General features: G+C 63.5%; 16 protein-coding genes. 9 read left to right on the top strand and 7 right to left on the bottom strand.

The features are described 5' to 3' along the window. Position 1 precedes the first annotated feature (1 nt). Complete coding sequence (locus H2510_RS15190; protein ID WP_186629120.1) at positions 2-1,438, bottom strand: NAD(P)/FAD-dependent oxidoreductase; 1,437 nt, start codon at positions 1,436-1,438, stop codon at positions 2-4. A 29-nt stretch (positions 1,439-1,467) separates the two neighbouring features. Here H2510_RS15190 and H2510_RS15185 point away from each other — a divergent pair, with 29 nt between their 5' ends. Beyond that, complete coding sequence (locus H2510_RS15185; protein ID WP_186629119.1) at positions 1,468-2,229, top strand: SDR family oxidoreductase; 762 nt, start codon at positions 1,468-1,470, stop codon at positions 2,227-2,229. 56 nt (positions 2,230-2,285) lie between these two features. Here the strand turns inward: H2510_RS15185 and H2510_RS15180 are convergent, their stop codons facing one another. Together H2510_RS15180 and H2510_RS15175 are read right to left on the bottom strand one after the other, a co-directional pair. Next, positions 2,286-3,506: a hypothetical protein gene (locus H2510_RS15180; protein ID WP_186629118.1), complete on the bottom strand. Its 1,221-nt coding sequence runs from the start codon at positions 3,504-3,506 to the stop codon at positions 2,286-2,288. Then, positions 3,506-4,270 carry a crotonase/enoyl-CoA hydratase family protein gene (locus H2510_RS15175; RefSeq protein WP_136169786.1) on the bottom strand — a complete coding sequence of 255 codons (765 nt, stop codon included), beginning with the start codon at positions 4,268-4,270 and terminating at the stop codon, positions 3,506-3,508. Before H2510_RS15175 ends, H2510_RS15180 begins: the two co-directional genes overlap by 1 nt. Positions 4,271-4,330: 60 nt before the next feature. Between H2510_RS15175 and H2510_RS15170 the strand changes: the two genes are divergently transcribed. Together H2510_RS15170 and H2510_RS15165 are read left to right on the top strand one after the other, a co-directional pair. Further along, the gene (locus tag H2510_RS15170; protein ID WP_186629117.1) at positions 4,331-4,942 is read left to right on the top strand and encodes a TetR/AcrR family transcriptional regulator; all 612 of its coding nucleotides are present in this window, start codon (positions 4,331-4,333) and stop codon (positions 4,940-4,942) included. Then, positions 4,932-6,563 carry an acyl-CoA dehydrogenase family protein gene (locus tag H2510_RS15165; protein ID WP_186629116.1) on the top strand — a complete coding sequence of 544 codons (1,632 nt, stop codon included), beginning with the start codon at positions 4,932-4,934 and terminating at the stop codon, positions 6,561-6,563. Before H2510_RS15170 ends, H2510_RS15165 begins: the two co-directional genes overlap by 11 nt. Before the next feature lie 65 nt (positions 6,564-6,628). On the opposite strand, the gene H2510_RS15160 is transcribed toward H2510_RS15165, so the two are convergent. Both H2510_RS15160 and pgi read right to left on the bottom strand, forming a co-directional pair. Continuing rightward, positions 6,629-7,576 carry a hypothetical protein gene (locus H2510_RS15160; RefSeq protein ID WP_186629115.1) on the bottom strand — a complete coding sequence of 316 codons (948 nt, stop codon included), beginning with the start codon at positions 7,574-7,576 and terminating at the stop codon, positions 6,629-6,631. Positions 7,577-7,724: 148 nt separating this feature from the next. Then, positions 7,725-9,374: a glucose-6-phosphate isomerase gene (gene pgi, locus H2510_RS15155; RefSeq protein ID WP_186629114.1), complete on the bottom strand. Its 1,650-nt coding sequence runs from the start codon at positions 9,372-9,374 to the stop codon at positions 7,725-7,727. An 80-nt stretch (positions 9,375-9,454) separates the two neighbouring features. Between pgi and H2510_RS15150 the strand changes: the two genes are divergently transcribed. Continuing rightward, positions 9,455-10,906, top strand: coding sequence for an NAD-dependent succinate-semialdehyde dehydrogenase (locus H2510_RS15150; protein WP_186629113.1), 1,452 nt, complete (start codon positions 9,455-9,457; stop codon positions 10,904-10,906). 65 nt (positions 10,907-10,971) lie between these two features. Here H2510_RS15150 and H2510_RS15145 read toward each other — a convergent pair whose 3' ends face one another. Beyond that, positions 10,972-11,331 carry a chorismate mutase gene (locus H2510_RS15145; RefSeq protein ID WP_186629276.1) on the bottom strand — a complete coding sequence of 120 codons (360 nt, stop codon included), beginning with the start codon at positions 11,329-11,331 and terminating at the stop codon, positions 10,972-10,974. Between the two features lie 262 nt (positions 11,332-11,593). Here H2510_RS15145 and pcrA point away from each other — a divergent pair, with 262 nt between their 5' ends. Continuing rightward, entirely contained in the window at positions 11,594-14,065 is a 2,472-nt protein-coding gene (gene pcrA / locus H2510_RS15140; RefSeq protein ID WP_186629112.1) for a DNA helicase PcrA, read from the top strand. A 103-nt stretch (positions 14,066-14,168) separates the two neighbouring features. On the opposite strand, the gene H2510_RS15135 is transcribed toward pcrA, so the two are convergent. Continuing rightward, positions 14,169-15,194: a M23 family metallopeptidase gene (locus H2510_RS15135; protein WP_186629111.1), complete on the bottom strand. Its 1,026-nt coding sequence runs from the start codon at positions 15,192-15,194 to the stop codon at positions 14,169-14,171. Positions 15,195-15,439: 245 nt separating this feature from the next. Between H2510_RS15135 and H2510_RS15130 the strand changes: the two genes are divergently transcribed. From H2510_RS15130 to H2510_RS15115, 4 genes are all read left to right on the top strand, one after another. Continuing rightward, a complete protein-coding gene (locus H2510_RS15130; protein WP_186629110.1) occupies positions 15,440-17,278 on the top strand; it encodes a hypothetical protein in 1,839 nt (612 codons plus the stop codon). 145 nt (positions 17,279-17,423) lie between these two features. After that, positions 17,424-18,587, top strand: coding sequence for an ADP-forming succinate--CoA ligase subunit beta (gene sucC / locus H2510_RS15125; RefSeq protein WP_084347775.1), 1,164 nt, complete (start codon positions 17,424-17,426; stop codon positions 18,585-18,587). Between the two features lie 8 nt (positions 18,588-18,595). Then, complete coding sequence (gene sucD / locus H2510_RS15120) at positions 18,596-19,507, top strand: succinate--CoA ligase subunit alpha (protein ID WP_084347777.1); 912 nt, start codon at positions 18,596-18,598, stop codon at positions 19,505-19,507. A gap of 306 nt (positions 19,508-19,813) precedes the next feature. After that, a complete protein-coding gene (locus H2510_RS15115; protein ID WP_186629109.1) occupies positions 19,814-20,953 on the top strand; it encodes a DUF5336 domain-containing protein in 1,140 nt (379 codons plus the stop codon). Position 20,954: the final 1 nt, after the last annotated feature.

The following is a 20,954-nucleotide window of genomic DNA, read 5'->3' as shown; positions in this document are numbered from 1 at the left end:
GCTACTCACGGCGCGATTCGAGCAACCGCAACCACACCTCACTGACGGTCGGGTAGGACGGGACTGCATGCCACAGGTCGTCCAGCGTCACCTTGCCGACAACGGCAACGGTTGCCGCATGGATCAATTCGGCCACCCCCGCCCCTACGAAGGTTGCACCGACGATGACGTCAGCAGCCTTGTCGACCACCAACTGTGCATGACCGGAATAGTCGTCCTGCTGCAGCGAAGACCCGGCGACGGCGATGTCCACGCCCAGAATCTCGACGTCTATGCCCGCCTCGCGGGCCTGCTTCTCGGTCTGCCCGACCGAAGCGACCTCGAGCGCAGTGAAGACCACCTGAGGTATCTGCCCGTGATCAGCGGTGGCAGCGAACCTCTTGCCGTGCAACGGTTTACCTTCGGCTCGCGCAGCGATGACATCACCGGCAATCCTGGCTTGGTACTTGCCCATATGTGTCAGCGGAGCGCGGCCGTTGATATCACCCGCCGCGTACAGCCACTCGGTGCCGGCCACTGACAAGTGGTCATCGGTGTCGATGTACTTCCCGTCGACCATCCCGACTGTCGAGAGTCCGAGGTCTGCGCTTGCCGGGCGTCGTCCCGCCGCAACGAGAACCTCGTCCGCGGTGATTCTCTCGCCGCCGACCGTCAATTCGACCGGTCCGCCGTGGATCTTGCCGACTCCGGTGCCGCGCGCATCGGGACGCGACACGCTCGTCAACTCCGCATCGAAGCGAATCTTCGCGCCGCGCGCACGAAGCGCATCTGCCACGAGGTCACTGGCGAACGGTTCGCCGGACGCAAGCAGAGTCGACCCGCGGACGATCATGGTCACCTCGGCACCGAAGGACAGTAGCCACGTAGCGCTCTCGCACGCCACGACACCGCCACCGATGATGGCGATTCGGGCGGGAACCTCGTGCATGTTGGTGGCGTCGCGAGATATCCACGGCAACGCATCACGCAGCCCGGGGGTGTTCGGGATCGATGCCGTAGTTCCCGTTGCGAGAACCACAGCGTGTCGGGCTGTCAGCGTCCGTCCACCGACGTCGACCGTCTTGGTGCCGGTGAGGCGGCCGCTCCCGCGGATGACCGAGATCCCGGCGGATTCGGCCCACTCGACCTGGGAAGAATCGTCGAGAGAGTGAGTGAAAGATTCCCGACGCGCCAGCACGGCCTCCACGTCGAGTGATCGGTCACCGATCACTTCTCGGACGCCCGGCATGTTTCGGGCAGTGTCGAAGACCTCGCCGGAGCGCAGCAACGCTTTGCTCGGCATGCACGCCCAATACGAGCATTCGCCGCCGACGAGTTCGTGCTCGACGATGACTGCGGTGCGATCGCTGCCGGCGATGGCATAACTTGCTGCGTTCTCGCCGACGGGCCCGCCGCCGATCACGATGACATCGAATTCGTCGGTACTCTTTTCGGTCATTACTCCAGCGTGGCATAGGGTCGGCGGTCATGACAGGGAAGACGAGGAAGAAGATCCTGATCACCGGTGCCAGCTCGGGGCTCGGGGAGGAGATGGCCCGGCGGTTTGCAGCCACCGGCAGAGATCTGGCGCTGTGCGCGCGCCGAGTCGACAGACTGGACGTGCTGCGTGAGGAACTCATCGCCGCCAACCCCGGAATCAAGGTTGCCGTTCGAGCACTCGACGTGACCGATCATGACGCTGTCGTCCGCGTATTCGGGGAGTTGAAAGACGAACTTTCAGGTCTCGACCGCGTCATCGTCAATGCCGGTCTCGGTAAAGGCGCGAAAATCGGATCAGGACGCGCGGATGCCAACCTCGCAACCGCACGCACCAACTTCGTCGGTGCCTTGTCGCAGGCCGAGGCAGCCCTCGAAATCTTTCGTGCACAGAAGCACGGTCATCTCGTACTCGTCTCGTCCATCAGCGCGGACCGCGGTCTTCCCGGTGCGAAGGCCGTGTACTCGGCAAGCAAGGCCGGAGTCGCCGCCCTCGGTGAAGCGTTGGCCACCGAACTCGCCAAGACGGACATCGTCGTCACGACGCTCTTGCCCGGATTCATTGCCACGGACATGTCCTCGAAGGCCGGCGACAACTCCTCTCTGACCGCAACTCTCGACGAGGGTGTCAGCGCAATGGTCGGCGCCATCGAGAAAGAATCGCGACGTGCTGCGTTGCCAGGACTCAAGTGGCAGGGCATCGATATCGCTCTGCGTTTCCTGCCGAACAAAATTTCCAACCGGTTGGTGTGACCTACCGCAGGTAGTGCTCGACCTGCTCGACGGTGCTCACTTCTATCGGTTCACTTCTATCGCCACGATCGGGCAGTGAGTTGCCGATGCGTCAACACCGCATGCGCGCAATCGGCCAAAGTTTCGGAGGACGGAATCAACGCAGGATCGGTGCCGACAAGCGACAACGTCGACGTCCCGTTCAGCGTCGAGAGGTAAGCGGACAGGATCGTGGTGGTGCGCGCCGACCCGGAGTGAGGGTGTAGCGCCCGCGTCGCCACGGTGCTTGCGCGATGGCTGCCGATGACACCGACCGAACCGGGTAGGTCGCCGATGTTGGAACACAGGGCCGCCGCGTGCCCCGGCGCCGAGGTGAGCGCCGCTGCAGCCCGCTCCGGCAGGAGCTGAACCATCTCGGCAGGGAATCCGCTCGGAGCACCTGCGGGGGTGGTGAACGCACGCTTGCAGGCGTTCTTGATCTCCGCGAGTGAATCGGTGCGTGAGATGTGAACCGTGGCCATTCCGATTCCATTGGCGCCCGGTGTGTTCGAGCGGAACGGGACATTGATCGACACCGGTTCGTGCTGCCCGAGCGCCACCATGATTTCGGTGACGACGGAGATGAACTCCGAATTGCTCAGACGCGCATCGATATCGAATACCGCAGTGGCGACAGACACTTCGTGCGGGCTCGCCCCGGACGAAGCTCGGACGAACTCACGAAGTTCGCTCCGAGCACGCCGACTGAACAGCAGGCCGGCGAGGGCTGGAACGCCAGCTTTGGTAACACGCCAGACCAGTGCGACGGCGTCGCAGACATCGGAGATCGGGTGCGCATGCGACTCCGGCGGGACGATTCCGGTGAAAGCCATCCCTGCCGCGTCGATCAGACCCGCAGCATCGGCGACGACATGTGAGCACACCAGTGACAGGACGGTGCCGCCGTTGTCGGTCGACCGTGCCGAGAGCCGCCAGCTGGGGCCGGCTTCCGGGTCGAGGTCGCATTCACCCTGTGCATCTGCCCAATCGAGTACCTCCGACGCCGCCAGGGGAGTGGTGTCGTACTCGAGCGGTAGTGAGTCGGTGCTCGGTGCCCAGCGCCGTCGAGCACCGGGCACGGCCGGGGTGACGACCCGGCGCCCGAGTGGCCCCAACGAGAGGTTGGAGTGGATTGCCGCCAGTTCGACGTGATCGACGGCGTCGTCGCTGCGCCACACTCCCTGGAGCACGATAGGAATGCCGAAGCCTCGATGGGTGCGCAGAAAGATGTCGTCTATGACGGAGAGTCGGGCTGACATCACGGGTTCGGTACGCCGTGCCTTCCTGCGCCCGACGCGAACTTCTCGGCACCGGCGAGGGCATCGGCCGCCATGGAGATTGCCCCGTGTCGGAATTCGTTGACGATGGCATCTTCTTCGCTCTTACCGTCCTGCTCCAGCAGTGACATTCGATCCTGACGAAGGCAGGTCTGCGGAAGTGTGCTGAGTTGCGCGGCGAGAGCTTCGGCTTCCGCCCGTGCACGCCCCGTCGGGACGACTCGGTTTGCCAGGCCTATCGCGAGTGCTTCCTCCGCGTCGACGGCACGGCCGGTCAGGATGAGATCCATCGCGCGTGAGGCACCGATCAGCCTCGGCAATCGCACGGTCCCACCGTCGATGAGTGGTACGCCCCAGCGTCGGCAAAAGACCCCGAAGGTACTGTTCTGCTCCACAATTCGTAGGTCGCACCACAGGGCGAGTTCCAGTCCGCCCGCGACTGCGAAGCCGGAGACCGCAGCGATGACAGGTTTCGACAGCCGCATCCGCGTCGGGCCCATCGGACCATCGCCGTGTTCGGTGGCGTGATTCGATCTTTCGGTGCCCACCGCTTTGAGGTCGGCTCCCGAGCAGAACGTGCCGCCCTCGCCCCACAGCACCGCGACGGCTGCGTCTTCGTCGGCGTCGAACTCCTCGAAGGCCGCGACGAGTAGGGCGGCTGTAGGTCCGTCCACCGCGTTGCGGGATTCCGGTCGTGACAGCACGATGGTGGTTACCGGCCCGGAGCGCACGATCGAAACTGACATGTCTAGACCGTACTCGAGAGGTCTTGCGTGAAGCACTGAATCGGTGCTTCAATCCTTCACATGCCGTATCGCCGCACCACGGCCGTGCAAGCCAGACTCGACGCCGGACGCGCCACACTCTTCGCGTCCGCCATCGACGTGCTCTCCGCGCAGGGCTACAAGGGCCTGTCGATCGCCTCGGTCGCCGCCGCGGCCGGAGTCTCCGCAGGCAGCGTGTACACCCACTTCGCCAGTAAATCCGACCTCGTCGTGGCAATATTTCGCGAAGTATGCAGCCGGGAGGTCGCCGCCGTCGCGGAGGCCGGTTCCACCGGCACTGTCATCGAACGAGTCACGGCCATCGTCGAGACCTTCGCCGGACGCGCCTTGAAAAACCGCACCATGGCCTACGCGCTGCTCGCAGAACCCGTCGATCGCGCAGTCGACGCCGAACGGCTCGTCTTCCGCAGGAGCTTCACCGACGCTATCGCCCGCGCAGTCGTTGCAGGCATCGCGGCGGGAGACATTCCGGAGCAGAACGCCGAACTCGCGGCGGCGGGGCTCGTCGGTGCCGTCGGTGAAGTTCTCGTCGGTCCACTCGGTCCGGATAGTTCGTCAGCGACAGAGCCCGACGTCGTACCCGATCTCGTTGCATTCGCCCTGCGCTCGTTAGGAGTTCGCCTTGACCGTTGAATTTCCCGTCACCCACACCGTGTTCAACCAGGTGCCCGATCTGGTGCCGTACGACACCTCGGACGACGCGACCCTCCTCGAAGGACTCCACCGCGAGGGAGGGGAGTGGGCGTTGAGCGAGCTTCGCGAACTCGGGGATCTCGCAGGCAGTGTCGAAGTGCAGGAATGGGGTCGGCTCGCCAACGAGAACCCTCCCATCCTGCGCACCCACGACCGCTACGGCAACCGCGTCGACGAAGTGGAGTTTCATCCGCACTGGCACGACCTGATGTCGGTCGCAGTGGCCAACGGACTGCACGCGACGCCCTGGCGGTGCGATCGCTCCGGCGCCCACGTTGCCCGCGCCGCCAAGTTCTATGCCTGGGGTCAAGCCGAGGCAGGCCACATGTGTCCGATCTCCATGACATACGCGGCGGTGCCTGCACTACGCCACAATCCAGAGCTGGCCGACATGTACGAACCTCTGCTCGCATCGACCCACTACGATTTCGGTCTTCGCGTTCCCACAACCAAGCGGGGGCTCATCGCCGGAATGTCGATGACCGAAAAACAAGGCGGGTCCGACGTCCGAGCCAACACCACCACGGCCACTCCGTCCTCCGACGGAACATTCACAATCGTCGGACACAAATGGTTCACCTCCGCGCCGATGTCCGACATGTTCCTCACGTTGGCGCACGCACCCGGTGGACTGTCGTGCTTCCTGCTCCCTCGAATACTGCCCGACGGAACCCGCAATCGAATAGTGCTCCAACGGTTGAAGGACAAACTCGGCAACAAGTCCAATGCCTCGGGCGAACTCGAATACCAGGGCGCGACGGGATGGCTCGTCGGCGAAGAAGGACGCGGCGTGCAGACCATCATCGAGATGGTCAACATGACCCGCCTCGACTGCGTCATCGGCTCGGCGTCGGGAATACGTAACGCAACCGTCCGCGCGGTGCATCACGCCCGCCACCGTTCCGCATTCGGTGTGCCACTGATAGATCAGCCACTGATGCGCAATGTCCTGTCGGACTTGGTGATCGAATCGGAGGCGGCAACCGTGGCCATGATGCGATTGGCCGGAGCCACCGATCGCGCAGCACACGGTGATGCCGGTGAAGCCGAGTTGCGTCGAATCGCCCTGGCCGTCAGCAAGTATTGGGTCTGCAAACGTGCACCCTCACATGCCGCCGAAGCTCTCGAATGCCTCGGCGGCAACGGTTACGTCGAAGAATCCGGGATGCCGCGGCTCTTTCGCGAATCGCCGCTGATGTCGATCTGGGAGGGCTCGGGCAACGTCGCAGCGCTGGATTCGCTTCGCGCACTTGCCAAGCAGCCGGACAGTGTCGAAGCGTATTTCACCGAAGTGTCGTTGGCATCCGGATCGGACTCGCGACTCGACGACGCCATTGCACGCGTCGGCAAAGAACTGTCGGACCGCTCCGACATCGAATACCGCGCTCGACGCGTCGTCGAACTCATGGCACTCGTCTTCCAAGGATCGCTTCTCGTCCGCCACGGCGACCCGGCCGTCGCCGACGCATTCTGCGCCAGCAGACTCGGTGAGGATTGGGGCGGTGCATTCGGAACACTGCCCACCGGAGTGGATACGCGGGCGGTGTTGGCTCGGGTGTAAGCGGAGGGGCCGAATTTACTCCCCTAGTTGGGATCCGAACCCCCTGCAGGAGGTTCGGATCCCAACTAGGGGAGCCGATCCGACCGGTACGTACCAATCGGCGCGCCATGGGCTTCGGCCCGGCGAAAAGCACCAAGCAGACGCTCGGCCAGGACGCCAGGCTTCGATAGGTCTCGCCAGTCCCACCGAACGACTACCCACCCGAGGTCGTGCAGACGGTTGTGGCGGTTCTTTTCGTCGATGACGGCTCGCACAGGATTCGACTCGTATTTACCCTCACCGTCGAACTCTCCGATCACGCCACGGGGAAACAGGAAGTCCACCCTGCCCAGGAAAGCCCCTGAAGCGTCGTAGACCCACTGGTTCAGCAAGGGCGTGGGCAAGCCGAGGTTGTGAAAGAGCAGTCGACTCCTCGATTCGCCGACGCTTTCGCTGCGGGAGGACATGAGGCCGACAGCGTGGCGCGCGCGGCCCACCCCAGTTCGTCCAGCGGCGTCGTCGACTGCTTCGGCCAACTCGAACGCGGTCGTCAGACCACTGTGCAGTGCCTGGTCACCGACACACACCGACTGCTCGACGCCCTCGGTTCTTGCCAGGTCGATCACCGTCCGCGCAGCAACCGTCACCGGTACGCCGTCGATGATCATGCGATCGGAGTCGAGCAGACGCGTCCCGTGCAGGATCCGTCGTCTGCCCCGCTTGCTGGCGTAGCTTCGTCCGATCGTCAGGCAAGCTTTGTCGAGAGCGATGCCCCATACCGGCATACCGTGCAACACCGCGGCGGAAACGTGACTGAGCACCGCATCACCTGCGGAGTCCGGCAAGAACGCCTTGGCGAGCAGGAGGTGCTGCTCGGCGGAATCCAGTGTTCGGTACACCGCTGATCGCACGAAGTAGCCACGACGAATCGACAGCAGGGTTCGGTCCGCTCGACTGCGGCGCAGATCGTCGTCCGTATAGCCGGATGCAAGCGCGTCGGCGCGGGTGAACATGCCCGGTTGATCAAAGTCCATACCCAGTTGGACGTGGATCGAGACCGTTTGGATTCATCTCCGGACAATTTGCTCCCCGTATAGGGATTCGAACCCCCTGCAGGAGGTTCGAATCCCAAATAGGGGAGTAAATTGCGCCCGGACCCAGTCCTCCGGACCCAACCCGACGCTACTTCGCCCGACCCCGCTGATCGCGGTACCAACGTACGAGGGCGTCGGTGGAGGAATCGCTCTGCGGCGCCGGGGCGTCGACGTCGGTGAGGACGGGGGTCAGTTCGAGCGCCTGGGTTTTGCCGAGTTCGACGCCCCACTGGTCGAAGGGGTCGACGCCCCATACGACGCCCTCGACGAACACCTGCTGCTCGTAGAGGGCGATGAGCTGACCCACGACGGACGGTGTCAGCTTCGGGGCGAGTATCGATGTCGTCGGCCGATTGCCGGGCATGACCTTGTGCGGTACGACGTCGGCCTCGGTGCCTTCGGCGGCGATCTCCTCGGCGGTCTTGCCGAATGCCAGCACCTGGGTCTGTGCGAAGTAGTTGCTCATCAGCAGGTCGTGCATGCTGCCGGTGCCGTCGCGGGTGGGGAGGTCGTCGGTGGGCTCGGCGAATCCGATGAAGTCGGCGGGCACCAAACGTGTTCCCTGGTGCAGCAATTGATAGAACGCGTGCTGCCCGTTGGTACCGGGCTCGCCCCAGAAGATCTCACCGGTCGAGGTGGTGACGGGCGTGCCGTCGGCCTTGACGGACTTGCCGTTCGATTCCATCGTCAATTGTTGGAGGTAGGCGGGGAAGCGCGAGAGGTCGTTCGAATAAGGAAGTACTGCTCGGGTTTCCGAGCCGAAGAAGTTGGTGTACCAGAGCCCGATCAGTCCGAGGAGTACCGGCGCGTTCTGTTCGAGCGGGGTCGTACGGAAATGCTCGTCGATGCGGTGGAATCCGTCGAGGAACTCCCCGAATGCTTCCTTGCCGACGGCGGCCATGACCGAGAGGCCGATTGCCGAGTCGACGGAATACCGACCGCCGACCCAGTCCCAGAAGCCGAACATGTTGGCGGTGTCGATGCCGAACTCGGCGACCCGTTCGGCATTGGTTGAGACGGCGACGAAGTGCTTGGCGACGGCGTCCTCGCCGAGGGTTGCCGTCAGCCAGCGTCGTGCACCGGTGGCGTTGGTGAGGGTTTCGAGTGTCGAGAACGTCTTCGATGCGATCACGAACAACGTGGTCGCCGGATCGAGGTCGGCGAGCGCGGCAACCAGGTCCGCAGGATCGACGTTGGAGACGAAACGCGCTTCGATGCCTGCGTCCGCGTAGTGGCGCAACGCGCGGTAGACCATGACGGGTCCGAGGTCGCTGCCGCCGATACCGATGTTGACGACGGTTCTGATTTTCTGGCCACTGGCTCCGGTCCACTCGCCCGAGCGAACGCGATCGGTGAATTCACCCATCCGCGTCAGTACTTCGTGCACGTCGGCGACGATGTTCTGGCCGTCGACCTCGAGGGTTGCGTCGGCGGGTAGCCGCAACGCGGTGTGCAGTACGGCGCGGTCTTCCGAGGTGTTGATGTGCTTGCCTGCGAACATGGCGTCGCGATGGCCTTCGACATCGGCTGTCCGTGCGAGCTCGACGAGCAGCGAGAGGGTGTCGCGGTCGATGCGATGCTTGCTGTAGTCGATGTGTAGTTCACCGGCGTCGACGGTGAACTCGCGGCCACGATCCGGATCGGCGGCGAACAGATCGCGCAGATGGGTGTCGCCGATGGAGTGGTGGTGTGCCGTCAGGTTCTTCCAGGCCTCGGTGCCCGTGATGTCGCCGCTCATATTTGCCAACCCTAATGTGCGCCGACGGGTTGCGCGCGTCATCCCGTTTGCCGAGGACTGCTCGAGGGCACACTCGAGGTATGGACCACAGCACTCTCATCGAATCCATTCCAGCGAAATTGTGGATCGGCGGCCACGCGGTCGACGCCGAGAACGGCGCGACTTTCGACGTCAAAGATCCAGCTACCGGCAGGCCGTTCACGAAGGTGGCCGACGCCAGCCCTGCAGACGCACTCCGGGCTCTCGACGCGGCAGCGAATGCGCAGAAGTCCTGGGCGGCTACTGCGCCGAGGGAGCGCGGCGAGCTGCTGCGCGCGGTGTTCGAGAAACTCACCGAGCGCGCCGATGATGTCGCGACGCTGATGACCCTCGAAATGGGAAAGGCGTTGGCCGAGTCGCGGGCCGAGATCAAGTACGGAGCCGAGTTCTTTCGCTGGTTCAGCGAGGAAGCTGTCCGTATCGGCGGCCGATACACCCAGGCCCCGGCAGGCAACGGCCGAATTATGGTCAGCAAGGCGCCCGTGGGGCCGGTCCTTGCGATCACACCGTGGAACTTTCCGCTCGCCATGGGCACACGCAAGATCGGACCCGCTCTCGCTGCGGGATGCACGATCATCGTCAAGCCTGCCGGCGAGACACCGCTGACAATGCTCTTTCTTGCACAGTTGTTCGCCGAGGTGGGACTTCCCGAGGGGGTTCTGTCGGTTCTGACGACGTCGAAGTCGAGTGCAGTCTCGGCACCGCTGCTCGAGGATCCACGACTGCGCAAACTGACGTTCACCGGATCCACCGAGGTCGGCAAGAAGTTGGTCGAGCAATCGGCTGGGGGTTTGCTCCGAACGTCGATGGAGCTGGGCGGAAACGCACCGTTCGTGGTCTTCGACGACGCGGATGTCGACGCAGCCGTCGACGGCGCGATGCTCGCGAAACTACGTAACGGTGGCGAAGCCTGTACCGCAGCCAACCGCTTTCACGTGGCCAACAGTGTGCGAGCGGAATTCACCTCGAAGCTGGTTGCACGGATGAAGGATACGAAGCTCGGGCCAGGTATCGACCCATCGACCACTCTGGGCCCACTGATCAACGCGGACCAGCTGAGCAAGGTCGTGGAACTGGTCGACGATGCGGTCGCAGCAGGTGCGACGGTGGCGCTCGGGGGCAAGGCATCCGGCGGTGAGGGGTACTTCTATCCGGCGACCGTGCTGACGGACGTGCCACCGACGGCACGAATCCTGGCGGAAGAAGTGTTCGGGCCGGTCGCGCCCATCGTGGGTTTCGATACCGAGCAGCAAGGCATCGACGCCGCGAATTCGACCGAGTTCGGCCTCGCCGCCTACATCTACACCGAGGATCTGGATCGGGCGCTTCGAGTTGCCGATGCCATCGAGAGCGGAATGGTCGGAGTCAACCGCGGAGTGATCTCGGACGCGGCAGCGCCGTTCGGCGGAGTCAAGGCCTCTGGGTTCGGGCGAGAAGGTGGAAGCGAGGGGATCGAGGAGTACTTGGAGACCAAGTACATAGCCCTTCCCTGAGAAAGAAGCCGTGAGAAAGAACTCGTTGTGCACGGGAAGCCGTGCACAACGAGTTTCTGGAGTCTTTACCGGCCGAGGCGTCCGCGACCGAGGCGGAGCAGCAGCATAGCGAGTGTGTGGCCTTCCTGGCCAAGGCTGCTGAAACGGTCGAGCACCTTCATTTCGCGGCTGTGGACCATGCGCGGGCCACCCGAGGCCATCCGAGTACGTCCGATCAACTGCGATACCTCGCTCCGGCGCTGAATAGCGGCCAGGATCTCGGCGTCCAGGCGATCGATTTCCTGCCTCAACTCATCGATCTCGGCTTCGGTGGTGGGCAACGCATTCTCGGAGTCGGTCTTCGTGGATGACATTTCTTCTCCTTGTGTCACATGATGGATCGTTACCGCGTCCGGCACCGTTACGTCTACGGAATCCGGGTGAATACCTGAATCGAACGAGCTGGGGGTAGGTGCCCGACATGAAAGAACCCCGAGGCCCTCGTGGCGAGGGCCTCGGGGTGCAAGCACTTATCGGCCGCCCTCGCATTCGGTCGTTCTCACGACACGAATGTTCAGACGCCGACGCACGGCAGTTTCGATCACTGATCCAGTTTGCCACTTGGACGGCTTCGTGGAAAGTCGGTTGTTCGTAACAATGACGGCAGTAGTTCTATGTGTCGGTAGGCGCCGGTAACCTGAGACAGCGATGAACATGAATCTTGTAGCTGTACCCGTTCCCGGTAAATCCAAGTCCGAAGCATTGCTGGAGGGTCTCAATCCACAGCAGCGCGAGGCCGTCATGCACACCGGGTCGCCCCTTCTGATCGTTGCGGGCGCGGGTTCGGGCAAGACTGCAGTCCTGACGCGCCGCATCGCATATCTGCTTGCCGAGCGCGGTGTCACCCCGGGGCAGGTGCTTGCCATCACGTTCACCAACAAGGCCGCAGCCGAGATGCGCGAGCGAGTCGTCGGACTCGTCGGGCCGCGAGCGAACAACATGTGGGTATCGACGTTCCACTCGAGTTGCGTCCGGATACTCCGTAGCCAGGCGTCCTTACTGCCGGGGCTGAACTCCAACTTCTCGATCTACGACGCCGACGACTCTCGTCGCCTGCTGACGATGATCTCGAAGGATCTGCAGATCGACACGAAGAAGTTCTCGGCGCGTCTGCTCTCCACCTCGATCTCCAATCTGAAGAACGAGCTGATCAGCCCGGACGATGCAGCGTCGGATGCGGAGAAGGAACCCGTCGAGCTGCCCAAGCTCATCGCTCGGGTGTACGGCCACTATCAGCAGCGTCTGCGCGCTGCCAATGCGATGGATTTCGACGATTTGATCGGCGAGACGGTCGGGATGCTGCAGGCGTTTCCTCAGGTCGCGGAGTACTACCGGAGACGGTTCAGGCACGTTCTCGTCGACGAGTACCAGGACACCAACCACGCCCAGTACATGCTGGTCCGAGAATTGGTCGGCACTCCGGACGCCGACGGCGCGCTGGAGGGCACCATCGAGCCGGGTGAGCTGTGCGTCGTGGGTGACGCGGATCAGTCGATCTATGCGTTCCGAGGGGCCACTATTCGCAACATCGTTGAGTTCGAGCGCGACTACCCCGACGCGCGCACGATTCTGCTCGAGCAGAACTACCGTTCGACGCAGAACATTCTCTCGGCCGCCAACTCGGTCATCTCCCGCAATACCGGCCGACGCGACAAGAAGCTGTGGACGGACACCGGCGAGGGTGAACTGATCGTCGGTTACGTAGCCGACAACGAGCACGACGAGGCGTCGTTCGTCGCATCGGAGATCGACCGTCTCGTGGACAACCACGATGTGCGGTACGACGAGGTGGCGGTCTTCTATCGCACCAACAATTCCTCGCGAGCACTCGAAGAAATCTTCATTCGGCTCGGATTGCCCTACAAGGTCGTCGGCGGTGTGCGCTTCTACGAGCGCAAGGAAGTCCGCGACATGGTGGCGTACTTACGTGTGCTGTCCAACGAGGACGACACCGTGAGCATGCGTCGTATCCTGAACACTCCACGCCGAGGAATCGGCGACCGGGCTGAGGCATGTGTCGCCGTGCACGCCGAGCAACGAGACATAAGCTTCACGAGGGCATTGCGAGATGCAGCCGACGGGCGCGTCGCATTGCTGAACAGCCGGTCTCAGAAACTCATCGGCCAGTTTCTCGAGCTGCTCGACGAACTTCGCGCAGTTCTCACTACGACGGACGGCGATGGCAATGACGTCGTCGACATCGGCGACGTCGTAGAGGCAGTTCTCGACAGGACCGGATATCGGGCGGAACTCGAGGGAAGTAGCGACCCACAGGATGGGGCCCGCCTCGACAACCTCAACGAATTGGTCAGCGTGGCCAGGGAATTCACCTCCGAGGCGCGCAATCTCGCCGCCGTCGCGGCCGAACTCGACGCCGAGGGCGTCACCGAAACGGTGCCCGACGGTGAAGCGGATCCGGAGGAAGGGCTGCCGGAACCTGGTTCGCTCGGGGCTTTCCTCGAACGTGTGTCGTTGGTAGCCGACACCGATCAGATTCCAGACTCCGGTACCGGTGTCGTCACGTTGATGACATTGCACACGGCCAAGGGATTGGAGTTTCCTGTCGTCTTCGTGACCGGTTGGGAAGACGGGCAGTTTCCGCACATGCGGGCGCTCGGAGACCCGAACGAGCTGTCGGAGGAACGGCGCCTTGCCTACGTGGGAATCACCCGGGCTCGCCACCGGCTGTACGTGACCCGCGCGGTCATGCGCTCGGCGTGGGGGCAGCCGATCAACAATCCGGAATCACGCTTTCTGCAGGAGATTCCGCAAGAGCTGATCGAGTGGAAGCGTGAGGATCCAGGTGTCGGCGGTGGACGATCCATCGGCGGCGGGCGCACAAGGCAGGGCGGTTACGGCGGCGGGGGATTCGGCGGCGGTTTCGGGGGCGGAAGTTCCCACGGTGGGGCCTCCAGTACACCGAGTTTCGGTTCTGCACGTGCGCGCAACAACACATTGGTGTTGGCCGTAGGCGACCGCGTCAACCACGATAAGTACGGTCTCGGAACCGTCCTCGAACAGACCGGGAGCGGAACATCGGCGATGGTTCTCGTCGACTTCGGCACATCGGGACGAGTGAAGATGATGCTTATCGGTGGTGTGCCGATGACCAAGCTCTGAGAGGTGTCCACCGCCGGCTACACACGTTCACGAAAGGGCGTGTGGGCTGGCGGGTGGAATGTGCCCTAGCAATGACAGTGCTGTGTGGGCGGAGAAGGTGTTGCTAGCTTCTTTCGGGCCCGAGGCCGATGCCTCGTGATGCCAACCAGGGGAGCGGGTCGATCTTGTTCTCACCGGGCAAGTGGACCTCGAAGTGAAGGTGCGGGCCGGTGGAGAAACCGCGGTTGCCCATGGTGGCAATTTGATCGCCCGCCATGACCTGCTGGCCGACCGACACCGTGGTGGTGTCTACGTGGCCGTACACGGTGATGGTGCCATCTGCGTGCTGGACGCGAACCCACATGCCGAAGCCGGAAGCAGGGCCTGCATCGATGACCTTGCCGTCGGCAACCGAGACAATCGGCGTTCCGATGGCGTTGGCGATATCGACGCCGGCGTGAAGGGTGCCCCAGCGGGCCCCGAAGTTCGAGGTGTACGTTCCGACGGCCGGTAGGACGAACAGTGGGCGTCGGGCAGCGGCTTCGCGTGCGGCGCGCTCTTCGCTGAAACGCTGGCCCTTTGCCAACAAATTGCTGAACTGACTCAGGTCTACCGGGTTGGCGACGTTGAGAATCTGAGGAGCTTGAGAGGCTGCTGTGCTCGTGGTGTCAGCGGCGAACTGGGCTGCCTGCGGTACTGCCGTAGCGGCAATGCCGGGTGCGGCCGGCGCGGAACCTGCAGCGAGAGCAACTTCTTCGGAAGTGGGGGTGGCAGGCGCGTGATCGATAACAGCCTGGCCTGCGGCGACGATGGCCCCGGCAGCAACAGCGAGAACAGCTGCGCGGCCCTTGAGTGCGGTGGGCGGCGTCGGGATGCGGTGAGATCCGCCGCGGCGAGGTACTTCCAAGATCGGTGTAACGGATTCGGTGCCCGCGGCGCTATCGATGTCGACGGAGCTGTGCAGCTCGGCATCGTGGTAGCTCTCGGCGGGGCCGTAATTGCTGGCGAAGTAGTCGTAGGTCGGCGCCTCGAAGTCGACGGCCTCGGTTCCCCAGCTGGTATCGGTCGAGTACACGGTAGGTGCACTCTCTGTCACAGCGGCCGGGGTGACGAATCGGCTGGTGGTGAAGGACGCGCGGTGCTGCGACAAAACCTTCGACCTCCGTTTCGTGATCTGCTCGTTACTTAAGACTCCGCAGACGGTAACGAAACGATCGCGGGCGGCGCAAGTTTTCGGCTCAGACTGGGCCAATATGTGATGTGCCTCACAGTGCGAACAGGGGAAATGTCCCCACAGCACCGGACCCCGCTCGGTTACAACTACCCGAATGCGCGTTATCGAAACGCGGCCTGCGAAGTCGATGTAAATCGTCACCGGCAGATAACGTCGCTGTCGTGGCACCTATATCCCCGACCGACCAGTTCGCAGATGTACTTCCTCGACGGATCGAGCGCGACCGCGACGACGACAAGAGCGCGTTCGCTCCAGCAGTTGTCGCAGCGTCAGCCACCGTGGTTGCCGCGCTGTGCGGCGTCCTAGCGCTGTCGTTCGAGCCAGTGGTCACGCAGGATTCGGTATCCGCAGCTTCGGGAGAGGTGATCGGTGCGGGCGTCACTGTCGCTGCGCTCATTGCCCTTGCCCCAGTGGTTCTGGTGGCGGTGATGGCACTGGTCGGTGTGATTGTGCACCGCGCTGCCCTCACCGGCGCTGTGACGGCAGGTTACGGGGCGGTGTCGGCCGGTCTGGCCGTTCTCGACATCGGACTCCTGATCGATCCGATCGACTCGAATCGATTGGAGCTGTTTCGGCCCACCACTGCCGCTGCGCTGGAACCGGGCACCGGCGCTTATCTGGTGCTTGCAGCTCATGTACTCGCAGCGCTGGGTGGGTTGTTCGGCTTGATCGCGGTGAGCCGAGCCTCTCTATCCGACGGATACGGACATTCCACCCACGCGGATATGACCAACCGGGCCTCGGCAATCCGTATAGGTGGGTGGTTGTCCGTACTTGCCGTCGGCGCTGCCGCAGTGGCGGCGGGATCGATGTTCGCTTCGCCCTATGACTCTTCCGACGCCATCGTGCTGGTCCCCGTCGTGATCGATTCCCCGCTGACGACGTCAGTGGGGTCGGGGATTGTCGCCCTTGCCGTTCTCATCGTGGCGGCTGCGGCGCTGGCGTCGATTTCACCGACTGTCGCGGCGGGCGCTTCCGTAGGCGCCGGACTCGGGATGCTCGGCGTCACGGGCTCGCGGGTGTTGGCCGGTGCGTCGAGTGGGCCGGGGGTCGACGCGGCGCCAGGATCATGGGTCGGCGTCTTCGCATCGGCCGTGCTCGTGGTCGTAGGAGTTGTTCTCCTCCCGGTGTCGAAACTCCGGGAGCGAGGCGGCGTCCCTGCCGAAGTTCGACGCGTCACGCCCGTGGACTCGACGTCGGCAACGAGTCGTTGGCATGTCGTTGCTGGAGTTGTGGGCGTCGCGGCAGGTGTCCTCATCGTCACCGGCGCACTCTTGCCGACCCTCTCGGTTCCGGATGGGCTGCCCAATCCGATAATTCTGGCCACGCGGGTCGCCGCCGTGTCGGGCTTCGTGTTGGTCCTTGCGTCCATCCCGATGTTCTTTTCGGTATTGGCGGCACCGGTCCGTCCCGCGCTCGGTGTCTTGACTGTTGCCGCCGTGATGGGGGCGTCCGGTGTGATGCAGTCGGTTGTACTGGCCACGGACATCGACGGCATTGCCCTCGGCGTAGGCGGTGTTGCGACGGCACTGGGCACCATCGGCGCCGTGCTGTGTGGCGGATGTGTGCTTCTCGCCGGAAGCGTTGAGCGTGAGGACGTCGACACCTCGGACACGCGCATCGACGTCCGGCTCGGATCAGTGGCACTGCTCGGAGGGCTGTTGTCTGCCGCAGGCCTGGCGCTGCCGCTCTACCGTGGCACTGACGTGACCGCAGCGTGGTTCGGTATTTTTCCGTGGGGATGGGACGTCTGGGGGCAGGTATTTCTCGCCGTGGCCATCGTGGTCTCCGCCGTCGTCGCGTCACGGTCGAGGCCTGCGCGCGGCACTGCACTTCTCTCGGGCTGCGTGATCGCGATGATCATCTATTTGCTCGGGTGGCCGCTGACCGAGACACGCGCGCTCGAGCCCGTGATTGGGTCCGGAGTGATCGTCGGGGCGCTCGGAGCGCTCACTCTTGCTGTGGCCGCGCTACTTTCGGCTCGTAGTCGTCTGCGGTGAGGCGCAGGACACATGGCACCTGCCGGTGAGATAGACCACATACCATCCATGCGCCCGATGCGTCCGTGGGCTACCTGGATAAAGTCGATGCTCAGACCCGCTCACACCCTGGAGCGGGCGTCAACGTAGACGAGACGGTGAGCTGATGGATCTCTTCGAATACCAGGCGAAGGAATTGTTCGCCAAGCATGGCGTACCAACCTCCGCAGGTCGTGTCACGGACACGGTCGCCGGAGCAACAGAAATTGCCAAGGAAATCGGCAAGCCAGTAATGGTCAAGGCGCAGGTCAAGGTCGGCGGCCGCGGCAAGGCCGGCGGCGTCAAGTACTCCAAGGACGTCGCAGCAGCCACCGAGAACGCAGAAGCGATTCTCGGACTCGACATCAAGGGCCATGTCGTCAAGAAGCTTCTCGTTGCAGAAGCATCCGACATCGCCGAGGAGTACTACATCTCCTTCCTGCTCGACCGCACCAACCGCACCTACCTCGCGATGTGTTCGGTCGAGGGTGGCGTGGAGATCGAGGTGACGGCGGTAGAGAACCCCGATGCACTCGCCAAGATTGCCGTCGATGCCGTCAAGGGCGTCGACCTCGCTTTTGCTCGTGAAATCGCTGAAAAGGGAAAGCTTCCCGCCGAGGTGCTCGACGCCGCAGCGGTGACCATCCAGAAGCTGTGGGAGGTCTTCATCAACGAAGATGCTCTCCTGGTCGAGGTCAACCCGCTGGTTCGCACCCCGGACGATGAGATCCTCGCCCTCGACGGCAAGGTCACGCTCGACGAGAACGCAAGCTTCCGTCAGCCCGGCCATGCGGACTTCGAGGACAAGGACGCTGCCGATCCCCTCGAGGCCAAGGCCAAGGAGAACGACCTCAACTACGTCAAGCTCGACGGACAGGTCGGCATCATCGGAAACGGTGCCGGACTGGTCATGTCGACCCTCGACGTCGTTGCATACGCAGGCGAGGCCCACGGTGGCGTCAAGCCCGCCAACTTCCTCGACATCGGCGGCGGCGCCTCGGCCGAGGTCATGGCTGCAGGCCTCGACGTCATCCTCGGTGACGAGCAGGTCAAGAGCGTGTTCGTCAACGTCTTCGGCGGCATCACCTCCTGCGACGCGGTTGCCAACGGCATCGTCGGCGCACTGAAGAAGCTCGGTGACGAGGCCAACAAGCCGCTGGTGGTTCGTCTCGACGGCAACAAGGTCGAAGAAGGACGCAAGATTCTCGCCGACGCCGCGCACCCGCTGGTGACGCTCGCCGAGACCATGGACGAGGGCGCCGACAAGGCCGCCGAGCTGGCTGCGAAGTAGAGGAAACCATGTCAATCTTTCTGAACAAGGACAACAAGGTCATCGTCCAGGGCATCACCGGCGGCGAGGGCACCAAGCACACCGCTCTGATGCTCAAGGCCGGCACCCAGGTCGTCGGCGGCGTCAACGCACGTAAGGCCGGAACCACGGTCAAGCACGTCGACAAAGACGGCAACGACATCGAACTTCCCGTCTTCGGCACCGTCGCCGAGGCAATCGAGAAGACCGGCGCGGACGTCTCCATCGCTTTCGTGCCGCCGGCATTCGCCAAGGACGCTATCGTCGAAGCGATCGACGCGGAGATCCCGCTGCTCGTCGTCATCACCGAGGGCATCCCCGTGCAGGACTCCGCGTACGCGTGGGCCTACAACGTGGAGAAGGGCAAGAAGACCCGCATCATCGGACCGAACTGCCCCGGCATCATCACCCCCGGTGAAGCTCTCGTCGGCATCACGCCCGCCAACATCTCCGGCACCGGGCCCATCGGCCTCGTCTCGAAGTCCGGCACGCTGACCTACCAGATGATGTTCGAACTCCGTGACTTCGGTTTCTCGACGGCCATCGGCATCGGCGGAGACCCGGTCATCGGTACGACGCACATCGACGCCATCGAGGCGTTCGAGAACGATCCCGAGACCAAGATCATCGTCATGATCGGTGAAATCGGTGGCGATGCTGAAGAGCGCGCAGCCGATTACATCAAGGCCAACGTGACCAAGCCCGTCGTCGGCTACGTCGCAGGCTTCACCGCTCCCGAGGGCAAGACCATGGGCCACGCAGGCGCCATCGTCTCCGGCTCCTCGGGTACGGCTCAGGGCAAGAAGGACGCTCTCGAGGCTGCAGGCGTCAAGGTCGGCAAGACGCCGTCCGAGACTGCTGCACTCGCCCGCGAGATCCTCGAATCGCTCTCCGTCAAGTAGCTTTCACCTTCGAAAGGCCCGTCACCGGTGGTGGCGGGCCTTTTGTGTGCCGCCCGCGTGCCCCGCCCGCCCGCGTGCCCCGCCCGCCCGCGTGCCCCCGCCCGCCCGCTTGAATGGCGCACTCGAGCCATCAGATCGTATGAATGGCGCATTGAAGCGATCGATTTGCTGGCCCCGCAACGTCTTTGGGCCACGCCGCTGCTGTGTCACCTGCGCTAGTCGACGCTGGGCGAGGTGTCGCACCGGGTCCGTAGACTAGCGTGGTCCGTGGACCCGATTTCGACGTAGAAACATGAGGTGAGTGTCATGACCTATCCGCCCGAGGGCCCAAACTCAGGTTCGCCCGGTTACGGAGCCGGTGGATACGGTAGCCATGGCCCGTCCTACGGTGCGACCCCGCAGGGTCCGTCACCACAGGGTCCGTCACCGCAGGGTCCGTCATCGCAGGGGTCCTCTTCGCAGGGTCCGTCTCAGCAGACGCCAGGGCAGCAGTCGTACTCGCAACCAGGTCAGTACTCGCCGTCGCCTGCTTCGAATACGCCGTTGCCGCTTCCACGGATTCTGACACTGGTCGTCGCTGCGCTCGGCGGGATCGGTTTTCTGATCGGCCTGGCCGGCCAGTACTCGGCGTTCGACGTATCCAGTAACTTCTTTCAGTTCGGCAACGGTGACCCCACTTCGATCGCGCTGCTGTTGGCCTCGGGTCTCGTGGCAGCGGTCGGATTGCTACCCAAGCAGTCGAGCACCATCGGAATCGCAGCAGCGTTGGCGGTTTCAGGTTGGCTGACGCTGGTATTCCAGTCCTTCAATATCGACTCGGGCGGAGGAATAGGTAGCTCGATCGGTCTGGGAACTGGCGCCATCATCGTCTTGGTACTCGGGTTCATTCAGTCCCTTGCTGCGATCGCCGGCCTTCTGTTCGGTGCGGATGTTTTGAAAGTGCCTGCACCTAAGGCTGTTTCGTACGGCCAACAGAATCAGTTCCAGGGTTATTCGCCAACTCAGGGTTACCGCCAGCCGGGTCAGCAGGCACCGAACTACGGTTATGGTCAGCCACAGCAGAGCTATGGCGGCCCGGTCCAGGGTGGTTACGTTCCACCGACCTACTCGGGACAGCCTGCACCCAATCAGCCTGCGCGCGGACAAAATCCGTCCGGCAGCCTCGGTTACCCGGTCGACCCCCAGCAGCAAGGTGCAAGCGGGCCGACGGGCTCTGCCGATCAGTCTTCGCCGTACAGCCAGTACCAGTACGGCCAACCGCCGGTGGGTTCTGCGGGATCGGGAGCGCCCCAGCATGCAGTCCCACCCGAGACACAGGCAGTGCCGATGGATCAGCAGTCCGCAGGGTCGTCCACGCCCACAGAGAGTGGCTCGACCGGTGGGCCCTCCTACAGTGAACCCACTCAGGCGTTCGGCACCACTCCCGCCGACGACGACGAGAAGTAGG

Origin of the sequence: Rhodococcus sp. BP22, from assembly GCF_014281965.1 — a bacterium.
GTDB lineage: Bacteria > Actinomycetota > Actinomycetes > Mycobacteriales > Mycobacteriaceae > Rhodococcoides.
Note: the sequence above shows the minus strand (reverse complement) of the source record. Positions and strands in the feature narration are given on the sequence as shown.

Coding starts and splice junctions, on each gene's coding strand:
- H2510_RS15115 (WP_186629109.1), top strand. CDS start 19,814: ATGACCTATCCGCCCGAGGGCCCAAACTCAGGTTCGCCCGGTTACGGA.
- H2510_RS15180 (WP_186629118.1), bottom strand. CDS start 3,506: ATGTCAGCCCGACTCTCCGTCATAGACGACATCTTTCTGCGCACCCAT.
- H2510_RS15160 (WP_186629115.1), bottom strand. CDS start 7,576: ATGGACTTTGATCAACCGGGCATGTTCACCCGCGCCGACGCGCTTGCA.
- H2510_RS15170 (WP_186629117.1), top strand. CDS start 4,331: ATGCCGTATCGCCGCACCACGGCCGTGCAAGCCAGACTCGACGCCGGA.
- H2510_RS15190 (WP_186629120.1), bottom strand. CDS start 1,438: ATGACCGAAAAGAGTACCGACGAATTCGATGTCATCGTGATCGGCGGC.
- H2510_RS15150 (WP_186629113.1), top strand. CDS start 9,455: ATGGACCACAGCACTCTCATCGAATCCATTCCAGCGAAATTGTGGATC.
- sucD (WP_084347777.1), top strand. CDS start 18,596: ATGTCAATCTTTCTGAACAAGGACAACAAGGTCATCGTCCAGGGCATC.
- H2510_RS15175 (WP_136169786.1), bottom strand. CDS start 4,270: ATGTCAGTTTCGATCGTGCGCTCCGGGCCGGTAACCACCATCGTGCTG.
- sucC (WP_084347775.1), top strand. CDS start 17,424: ATGGATCTCTTCGAATACCAGGCGAAGGAATTGTTCGCCAAGCATGGC.
- pgi (WP_186629114.1), bottom strand. CDS start 9,374: ATGAGCGGCGACATCACGGGCACCGAGGCCTGGAAGAACCTGACGGCA.
- pcrA (WP_186629112.1), top strand. CDS start 11,594: ATGAACATGAATCTTGTAGCTGTACCCGTTCCCGGTAAATCCAAGTCC.
- H2510_RS15185 (WP_186629119.1), top strand. CDS start 1,468: ATGACAGGGAAGACGAGGAAGAAGATCCTGATCACCGGTGCCAGCTCG.